The sequence below is a fragment of the Phyllobacterium sp. P5_D12 genome, from assembly GCF_054049495.1.
Genome location: NZ_JBFUMG010000151.1, coordinates 1 through 9,235 on the forward strand (window position 1 = coordinate 1; position 9,235 = coordinate 9,235).

The window sequence follows — 9,235 nt, forward strand, 5'->3', positions numbered from 1 at the left end:
GTGTCTGCTACAATCTGATCTCTTGCTTGCAGAAATTATTGTGCAGGAGCAGGAGCAGTTGAATCAGCAGGCTTTACGGCCTTCTTCTTGGCGGACATCTTGTGCACCTTCTTAACAGGCTTGTGAGCCTTTTTCACGGTTGTCGTCGTATCCGGGGTAGTTGCTGTTGTTGCAGCAGGGGCGGCGTTGGCGCTGGAAGCGATAACCGGAGCCGAAACAGCGAGGGCAACGGCGAGACCGAGAGCTGTATAGAGGGACTTTTTCATTGGTCAGTTTCCTTTCGATGCGGGCCTGGGTGATACAGCCGGTCAATCGTCAACCGGCTGCACACCAAGCAGCTTCAAAGCCTGGGCATACGATCTGATCCCCTGCGCCTGCTTGTTGCTTGCGCAGAACCTCGTTCCCGTTTTCTGAAGTGCTTTCGCCTTGGCTGCCCGTTTTGCCTCGGCGTGTTCCGTCATTGCGTGTTGAACTTGTTGCTGGAGTTTGCCGCACAACTCTGTGCGGGTGAGTGTCTCTGCTGCCATTGACTGCTCGATTGGTGCGATGAATACGATCGCACCGGTCAGGACGATTGTCGAAATGGTCAATATGTTCCGCATAAGAGCCATTTGAGTTACGAAGAAATCCTGTTTCGACCAGTCAACCACAAGTTGACGGGTTTTTATCGGACTTGAGTGTTGCCTCAGTTTTTCTGTTTTGTGGTGTTTTGTTTCTGGATTGTAACAAGACACGAAACGACAGAATTTTGCCCGCTTCGCCAGTCATTGGATGTTGCAGGTTTTGCTTTCCAGTCCAAAGAATTACGTGGCTTCCACAGTGGATCGTGCGTAAAAACAACGGGTTGAACCGCGCCTTATGGCTGGGCGCAAAACGATCGCCATCAGGAATTAAGCATGAAATCTGAAGCGCATATTCTGATTGTCGATGACGACGAAGCCATTCGTGATCTCCTGCATGAATTTTTGAAGAAGCGGGGAATGCATGTTTCGGTTGCACGAGACAGCGAGGAAATGCAGGAAGTGCTTTCCCGCACGCCTATAGATCTTCTCATTCTGGATGTGATGCTTCCTGGCAAAAGCGGTATGGAAATTTGCAGGGATATCCGGATGCACTCCCGTATCCCGATCATCATGCTGACTGCTGTCACAGAAACCACTGACCGGGTGGTCGGGCTCGAAATGGGTGCGGACGATTACGTCTCCAAGCCGTTCGATCCGAGGGAATTACTGGCGCGGGTCAGGGCAGTGCTGCGCCGTCTCGATACGTCCGGTCCTGACCGGCGCCTCCAACCCACGATCTACAAATTCGCCGGGTGGACTATGGACTGTTCGCGGCGGCGACTTGTGTCTCCAGATGCGGTGCGCGTGGAACTGACGACGGCAGAGTTCAATCTTCTGGAAACACTGGTCAAAAGCGCCCAGCGCATGTTGAGCCGCGACCAGCTGCTGGAATTGGTCGGCAACAACGCCGCCTATGGTTATGACCGCAGCATCGATATTTTGATCAGCCGCCTTCGCCGCAAGATGGAAGATGATTCCCGTTCGCCGAAATTGATCCTGACGATCCGGGGCGGCGGCTATCAATTCGTTCCCGAAGTCGCCGCGGAATGAAACGATTTCTGCCCCAGTCGCTGCCGAGCTGGATCCTGCTCATCCTGATTGCAAGCCTGCTCACAACGCAGGTTGCAACATTATCGATCGTCTCTCGTGATCGTGCCGAAAACAACAATGTGCTCGAACTGTTTCGCTTGAGCGAACGCGCTTATACGCTCGTCAAGGTGCTCTATGCCGCACCGCCATCCGAGCGATCGATTCTTGCGAGCRCTTTGTCGAACACCGCCAATCCTCTCTCCATGTCCGACGAGCCGGCTGTGACATCGGCCATTGCTTCGGACGATAGTCTTGCCGAGCTCGAAGATGTGCTGGTTGCACGATTGTCCGCGTTCGGAGTGACCGACGCCCGGATTCGCCGCGTGTCGAACCGGCCACCGAGCAGCCCTGCGACAAGCCCGAGTGCACCTGATCCCGATGTCGGTATTGTAGAGCGTCAGCTTTCTGATATCGCGGAGGATTTCAGCCAGAGTGACGGGCTCGCGGCCTCGATCAAGTTCAAGGATGGCCAATGGCTGAACTTCGTTACGCCGATCGCGCCGGAGCCCCCGATCTTCACTGCGCAGACGCTGCCCCTGTTTGGCTCTGTTGCCGCGGTGGTCATTGCAATGTCGATCTGGGCGATGCGCCGGTTGACGGCGCCATATCGAGCACTGGAGAGAGCGGTCAAGCGCATCGGCGACGATGTAAAGTCGCCGCCACTGCCCGAATTTGGCAGCAGCGAGTATAAATCAGCAGCGCGGGCGGTAAACACCATGCAGGCGCAATTGAGGGAATATGTGGCCGACCGTGAGCAGCTTGCTGCCGCGCTGGCGCACGATCTGCGCACGCCGTTGACCCGTATTCGCCTGCGCCTCGAACTGTTGCGGAAATCGCCATTGCGCCAATCCCTCACACACGATCTGAACGATATCGAAGCCATATCCCGATCGGTTATCGATTTTGCCACCTATGAAATCGTCGATGAAGAGCAGGAGAAGATCGACTTCTGGTCGTTGGTCGACTCGGTTGCCGACGGTTTTCCGCAGGCCTCATTCGACAAAACCAGCCTTGCGTCGCGGGGGCTGATCTGCATGGGCCGTCCAATCGCGCTGCGGCGGTGTGTGACAAACCTCGTGAACAACGCCGTGACCTATGGCGAGAAAGCCCATATCAGCCTCACGCAGAGTGGCGCCGACATTTTGCTGACGATCCGCGACGAAGGGCCGGGCATTCCACAGGCCAAACTCGACGAGGTGTTCCAGCCGTTCCGGCGGGTCGAAGGCTCCCGTAACCGGGAGACTGGTGGATTTGGTCTGGGCCTGACCATCGCGCGCAATATCGCGCGACGCAGCGGCGGTGATATCACGCTCGCAAATGACGCAGACGGCGGCCTAAGAGCCGAATTGCGGATTCCGCGCGCGGTTTGATGCGGTACGCCGAAAGGCGGCCAGAAATTCAGTCGACGGTGCCTACGACTGCCACGCAGTCACCCGGCTTGACCAAACCCGGAAAATGCCGTGCAGCGAGAAGCCCTGTAAGCTTCGCTTGGATTTCGGTGGGAGCCGCGCCAGTGCGGCCTATTGGATGGATACGAGCGATCACTTGCCCTTCTTTAACAAAGTCGCCGAGATCGATCATTGTTTCGATCAGCCCTTGATCTTCCACAAAGGAGAAGCAATCGCCTGATGGCATATCGAGCCATCGCGTGTCGCGGTGGTCAATATTACCGCTGACGATGCCCGCATGGCGCAAGACATTCATCGCCCCCCGTTTGGCGATGGCGACTGTTTCGGCGCGAGCCGTACCGCCGCCGCCAAGTTCGGTGGTGACGAAGACCTTTCCCATTTCCTCCACCGTCGTGTCATACATGCCGACCGCGTCGATTTCGAGCATGCGCATCGACCATGGCGCCGAGAATGCTTTGACGGCATCGAAGCCTTTGGCCTCCTGCACCTTGTCAGGCAGGATATGGGCGGCCGCGAAGGGTACGAAATCGAGTGTCCTGCCACCGGAATGGAAATCGAGCACAACATCAGCACGCGGCAACAATTCGCGGGTGAAATAGTCGGCGATCTTCTGAGTTACCGTGCCATCCGGTTTTCCCGGATAGCTGCGATTCATATTGCCCTTGTCGATCGGCGACGTGCGCGTGCCGGCGCGAAACGCCGGATAATTCATCGCCGGAACGATGATAACCGTGCCGCTGACCTTGCCTAAGTCCAGCGTGCGGGCAAGGTCAAAGAGAGCGATCGGTCCTTCATATTCATCGCCGTGATTGCCGCCAGTCAGCAGCGCCGTTGGCCCGCTGCCATTGCGGATGACGGCGATGGGTATCATGACAGATCCCCAGGCGGAATCATCGCGGCTATAGGGTAGCCGCAAAAAGCCGTGCTGCACGCCTTGTTTGTCCAGATCGACGGTAGGTGTGATGGGCGACGGCCGCAGGGTTTTTGACTGCATGACGGGCCTCAGTTTTTGACGAAAAGCTTGCGCGGCACATTGGCAAGGCATTCGACGCCAGTGTCGGTGATCAGGATGCTTTCGGTGATTTCAAGGCCCATGGTTTCGAGCCACAAACCGGTCATGAAATGGAACGTCATGCCTGGCTTGAGTTCGGTTCTATCACCCGGACGCAGGCTCATGGTGCGCTCGCCCCAATCCGGCGGGTAGGAGATGCCGATCGGATAGCCGGTGCGGTTATCCTTGACGATGCCATATTTCTTCAAGACGCCAAAGAACGCATTGGCGATGTCTTCGCAGGCATTGCCCGGCTTCGCCGCAGCGAGACCGGCTTCCATGCCTTCGAGCGTAGCTTTCTCTGCGTCCAGAAACTCCTGGGTGGGTTTGCCCAGAAACACCGTGCGCGACAGGGGAACGTGGTAACGGTGGTAACAGCCGGCAATCTCGAAAAAGGTGCCTTCGCCGACCATCATCGGCTTGTCGTCCCACGTAAGGTGCGGCGCCGAAGCGTCGGCACCCGAAGGCAGCAGCGGCACGATGGCGGGATAATCACCGCCGAAATCATCGGTTCCGCGAATTCCTGCATCATAGATCTCCGCAACCAGATCGCATTTGCGCATGCCCGGCTCGATTTTGTCGACGATACGCTGATGCATAAGTTCAACGATACGGGCGGCCCTGCGCATGTATTCAATTTCAGACGGGCTTTTCACTGCGCGCTGCCAGTTTACGAGCGCAGTGCCATCAACGAAGCGGGCGTTCGGCAGATGTTTCTGCAAGGATGCGAATGCGGCGGCCGAGAACCAGTAATTGTCCATCTCGACGGCAATGGTCAGCTTGTCCCAACCACGCTCGGCAATGATTTTCGACAGATAATCCATAGGATGGCGTTCGGTGGACTGAACATAGTTATCCGGATAACCAACGATGTTATCGTTGGAGAGATAAGCCGTGCGCTTCGCGCCGTTGGCATCCTGGCCGCGGCCATACCAGATGGGTTCACCTTCCGGCGGCACCAATACGGCCTGGTGCACATAGAAAGACCAGCCATCATATCCCGTCAGCCACGCCATATTGGACGGATCGCTGCAGATCAGAAGATCAATGCCGCGCTTTTGCATTGCCGCGCGGGTCTTCTGCAATCTTTCGGCGAATTCCTGCCGCGTGAATTTGAGATTTGGCTCTGTCATATCGGTTTCCTCATGCTTGGGCCGAAGCCCATATCAACTTTCGAAATTGGTTCCAGCGCTCGACCGTCTGGCGCGATCACGGGCAAGTGTTGCGATGGCGGTATCCTGCACGCCGGTGCCGGTCAGATCGGCGACAGTGATTGCCTCTTGTGACGGCCTGCCTTTGGCCGAACCGGCGATGATGGCACCGAGCTCGGAGAAGATCGCGTCCGCCTTTACCAGTCCGGATTTGATGGCGTGATGAAGCTCGCCGAGGCGGCGTGTCTGCTTGAGGCTATCGGCGACGTAGAGGTCGGCTCTAGCGATGATGGCAGGATCGAGCTCATTCTTGTGCTCGGCATCGGAACCCATGGCGGTGATGTGCTGGCCTGGCTGCAGCCAGGTCGATTGCAGGATTGGCTGGGAGGAAGGCGTTGTCGTCACGACAATATCCGCGTCGCGAGCAGCCTTTTCCGGATCATGTACAGCGGTGACGGGAATACCAAGCTTTTCAGTGAGCGCGTTTGCCACCAATTGGGCTTTGTCGGTGTCGCGGGCCCATATCCGCGCCTGCTTGATTGGACGAACCAAAGTCAATGCCTCAAGTTGCAAGCGCGCCTGAACACCGGCCCCGAATATAGCGGCGACACTGGATTCGGGCCGCGACAGATGTTTTGCCGCTACTGCGCCCGCAGCTGCCGTGCGTATATCGGTGAGATAGCCATTGTCGAGCAACAGGGCTTCTACCAGACCGGTACGGCTGCTGAGCAGAACCATCATGCCATTGACGCTGGGCAGGCCGAGCTTGGGATTATCAAAGAAACCGGGGCTGATCTTGATGGCAAAACCATCGATACCCGGAACATATGCGGTCTTCACATCGACTTCACCTCGATGTTCGGGAATGTCGAGCCGCAGGATAGGCGGCATGGCGACAGCCTTGGTCGCCAAAGCTTCGAACGCAGATTCCACGCAGGCAATAGCGTCGAGATCGAGCGACACGATCTTGCGCAAATCTGCTTCGGTAAGAATCGTCATGCGGGGCATGGTTCGGCCCTTTCGTTGATATCCGCACAGACGATGCGCCGATGCTGTTCCATGTCGACATTGCGGCCGGAAAGAATGGCGACGATAGGCCCCTTTGCCTTGATTTTTCCCGCGAGCAGCGCACCTATGCCGACGGCCGCCGCACCTTCGATGATTTCGCGTTCATGCGTATAGGCGTGCGTCATGCCGGCAGCGATTTCGTCCTCGGAGAGCAGGATCACATCATCGAGCAGTTCCCGGACCATCGCGAAGGTGAACCGGTTATCAATGCCGATCCCGCCGCCAAGCGAATCCGCAAGACTTTCACTTTCTTCGACAAGAATTGGCCTGCCTGCATCAAGGCTGGCACGCATGGCGGCGCCGCGATCCATCGAAATACCGATGACCTTCGCAGCGGAACGTTTGGCCTTGACCGCCGCCGCAACACCTGAGGCCAGACCCCCGCCCGACACCGGAACGAGGACGGTGTCGACATCCGGAACGGCGTCAATGATCTCGAGACCTAGTGTTCCTTGCCCGGCAATGACCTTGGCATTGTCAAAAGGCGGCACCATGGTGAGGCCGCTTTCCAGTACGAGCCGGTCTACTTCTTCCTGCGCGTCATCCTGCGATTTGCCGATGATGCGAATTTCGGCACCAAGACGGCGGATCTCATCCACCTTGTTCTGCGGGACAAGCCGGGACATGCAAATGATGGCGTGTACGCCTTCAAGATGTGCGGCATAGGCGAGGGCGYGGCCATGGTTTCCCGTGGATGCTGCGACAACGCAGCGTTGCTTTTCGGCTACGGAAAGCTGGCTCAAGGCATTGGTAGCGCCGCGCAGCTTGAAACTGCCGGTAGTTTGGCGGTGTTCGAGCTTGAGAAAAACCGGTAGGCCCGTCATTTCCGATAAGGATACCGAGCTGACGGTAGGGGTATGCACCACCTTGCCCGCAAGTGCGTCACGCGCCCTCTCAATCTCAGCGATGGTCACCAATTTGTCGATCATGGCTCACCAACCAGCCATGGATTGCGTCATCAGACTGCCCCATTCCGGACGAGGCGTAAGATCGTCACATATACGTAGCGTTGCCCAGGCAGTTGCAAGATTGCTGCTGACAACAGGCTTTCTGATTGCCTGTTCGATTGCGAGCGCAACGCCCGCCGCCCGCACTGCCGTACACGAAATGAACAGCGCGTCAGCGTCGCTCGCCATCGCTTCTTGAGCAGCGGAAATCAGCGATTGCGGACTTATGCGCGCCATCTCGCGATCATCGTCGAGACCAAAACACGTGAAACTCGCAATGTCGAAACCCTTGGCCGCGAAGTAACCCGCCATGGGCGTGCTGGTTTCGATCGTATAGGGCGTGAGAATGCTGATGCGTCTTGCACCGAGCGCCTGCAATCCGCGGACGGCAGCCAGCGGCGGCGTCACAACCGGCACGGCGGGCTTGGCAAGGTTGATTGCAGCTTCGATCTCGTCGTCGCCGATCACCACAGAAGCCGCGGTACAGGAATAGCAAATCACATCGAGATCTTCATCTGGCAGGATGAGGCTCGTGCCCTCGGTAAGTGAAGGCTGCATCAGCCGCAGATTGTCTGGCGTGGTCGGGTTCGCGTAGGGAATGCGCGCCGTATAAAGACCGATGCGATCACTCGCCACCATGCGCTGAAAATCCGGTTCGGTGGTGTGATCGGTAGCGAGGATCACAAGCCCGACGCGTTTGCTGAGCGGGCGATTGTCAAAATCCAGTTCCATTGCGGTTTGGCGGATCGTAGGGAAGGCGTCCATGATCATGCTCCTCAGTCTATCCTGCCATAGCGGCGTTCCAGCCAACGCAGCCCGACGACGGAAATCAGGCTGATGACGAGGAAGAACGCTCCGACGAGCGTGATCGGCTCAATATAGCGGTAATTATAGTTGGCGATGCTCCGCGCCTGGTTCATCAGTTCAAGCACCGTAATTGCAGACAGAAGCGGCGTTTCCTTGAACATGGCAATGAAGTAATTCGCGAGAGCGGGGATCATGGGCGGCAGCGCTTGGGGCAGGATGATCTGCGTCCAGGTCTGCCAGGCGTTGAGATTACATGCCTTGGCTGCTTCCCATTGACCGCGTGCAACATTATCGATGCCGGCGCGATAGACCTCGGCAGTATAGGTTCCATAGTGCAGACCGAGACCGATTACGCCGGCGACGAGCGGCGAGAGTGTCAGCCCAAGATCCGGCAGCACGTAGAAGATGAAATAAAGCTGTACCAGCAGAGGTGTTCCGCGAATGAACTCAGCAACGAAGCCCATTGGCCTCGAAATCAGTTTGTTCTTTGATCGGCGAACGATAGCGATGGCAAGCCCAACTATTGCAGCCAATATGTATCCAAGCACCGTCGCGAGGATGGTGATCTTCGCGCCCTCGATGAGTGTGGGAAGAATTTGAATGACGAAAGCCCAATCCCATTCCATCGCTGCCTCCTACGACCTGATGCCGTCAAGGCCGCGCGTCAGGTGACGCTCAAGGCCGCGAATGGCGAAGGAGATGACGCAGGCGATGGCAAAATAGAGAATGAGAATTGTCAGGAACGGAAACAACGTGCTGCCCGTCTGTGCCCGTACCACTTGTGCCTGAAATGTCATGTCCGACAGCGAGATGAGCGAGACCACAGCCGATGCTTTCAGGAGTTCGATGGCATTGTTGCCGAAAGTTGGCAGCATCAGCACGAAGGCCTGCGGCAAGATTACGTGGCGAAGGCCTTGCCAACGATTGAAATTGAGCGCCGTGCAGGCCTCGTATTGTTCTTTGCCAATGGATTTGATAGCGCCGCGCACCGCTTCGGCAGCATAGGCGCCGACATTGAGGCCAAGCGCAAGGACGCCCGCTTGCAAGGGCGTCAGCGTGAAACCGAAGAGCGGGAGTACGAAATAAGCCCAGAACAGCTGAACGAAGATCGACGTGCCTCGAAAAAATTCAATATAGGCGGTCGCTAGCC

General features: G+C 57.0%; 11 protein-coding genes. 2 read left to right on the top strand and 9 right to left on the bottom strand.

Annotated elements, in window-relative coordinates; genetic code table 11:
• Positions 1–35: 35 nt before the first annotated feature.
• Both ACXJ5O_RS12145 and ACXJ5O_RS12150 read right to left on the bottom strand, forming a co-directional pair.
• On the bottom strand, positions 36–266 hold the full coding sequence (locus tag ACXJ5O_RS12145; protein WP_457300110.1) for a hypothetical protein: 231 nt from the start codon (positions 264–266) through the stop codon (positions 36–38).
• 42 nt (positions 267–308) lie between these two features.
• Positions 309–590 carry an FKBP-type peptidyl-prolyl cis-trans isomerase N-terminal domain-containing protein gene (locus ACXJ5O_RS12150; RefSeq protein WP_246410708.1) on the bottom strand — a complete coding sequence of 94 codons (282 nt, stop codon included), beginning with the start codon at positions 588–590 and terminating at the stop codon, positions 309–311.
• 306 nt (positions 591–896) lie between these two features.
• On the opposite strand from ACXJ5O_RS12150, the gene ACXJ5O_RS12155 reads away from it, so the two are divergent.
• Complete coding sequence (locus ACXJ5O_RS12155; protein WP_457300111.1) at positions 897–1,613, top strand: response regulator; 717 nt, start codon at positions 897–899, stop codon at positions 1,611–1,613.
• Positions 1,610–3,022: an ATP-binding protein gene (locus ACXJ5O_RS12160; RefSeq protein WP_457300112.1), complete on the top strand. Its 1,413-nt coding sequence runs from the start codon at positions 1,610–1,612 to the stop codon at positions 3,020–3,022. Before ACXJ5O_RS12155 ends, ACXJ5O_RS12160 begins: the two co-directional genes overlap by 4 nt.
• Before the next feature lie 28 nt (positions 3,023–3,050).
• Here ACXJ5O_RS12160 and doeB read toward each other — a convergent pair whose 3' ends face one another.
• From doeB to ehuC, 7 genes are all read right to left on the bottom strand, one after another.
• Positions 3,051–4,055, bottom strand: coding sequence for a N(2)-acetyl-L-2,4-diaminobutanoate deacetylase DoeB (doeB, locus tag ACXJ5O_RS12165; protein ID WP_457300113.1), 1,005 nt, complete (start codon positions 4,053–4,055; stop codon positions 3,051–3,053).
• 8 nt (positions 4,056–4,063) lie between these two features.
• Positions 4,064–5,245 carry an ectoine hydrolase DoeA gene (doeA, locus tag ACXJ5O_RS12170; RefSeq protein ID WP_457300114.1) on the bottom strand — a complete coding sequence of 394 codons (1,182 nt, stop codon included), beginning with the start codon at positions 5,243–5,245 and terminating at the stop codon, positions 4,064–4,066.
• Positions 5,246–5,278: 33 nt separating this feature from the next.
• Positions 5,279–6,271, bottom strand: coding sequence for an ectoine utilization protein EutC (gene eutC / locus ACXJ5O_RS12175; protein ID WP_457300115.1), 993 nt, complete (start codon positions 6,269–6,271; stop codon positions 5,279–5,281).
• Positions 6,259–7,260 (bottom strand): hydroxyectoine utilization dehydratase EutB, encoded by a 1,002-nt coding sequence (eutB, locus tag ACXJ5O_RS12180; RefSeq protein WP_457300116.1) that lies wholly within the window; start codon positions 7,258–7,260, stop codon positions 6,259–6,261. Before eutB ends, eutC begins: the two co-directional genes overlap by 13 nt.
• 3 nt (positions 7,261–7,263) lie before the next feature.
• Complete coding sequence (gene eutA / locus ACXJ5O_RS12185; protein WP_457300117.1) at positions 7,264–8,043, bottom strand: ectoine utilization protein EutA; 780 nt, start codon at positions 8,041–8,043, stop codon at positions 7,264–7,266.
• 11 nt (positions 8,044–8,054) lie between these two features.
• A complete protein-coding gene (ehuD, locus tag ACXJ5O_RS12190) occupies positions 8,055–8,711 on the bottom strand; it encodes an ectoine/hydroxyectoine ABC transporter permease subunit EhuD (protein ID WP_457300118.1) in 657 nt (218 codons plus the stop codon).
• Between the two features lie 9 nt (positions 8,712–8,720).
• Positions 8,721–9,235 (bottom strand): ectoine/hydroxyectoine ABC transporter permease subunit EhuC (gene ehuC / locus ACXJ5O_RS12195; protein WP_457300119.1); only part of this gene is annotated, 515 nt, incomplete at its 5' end.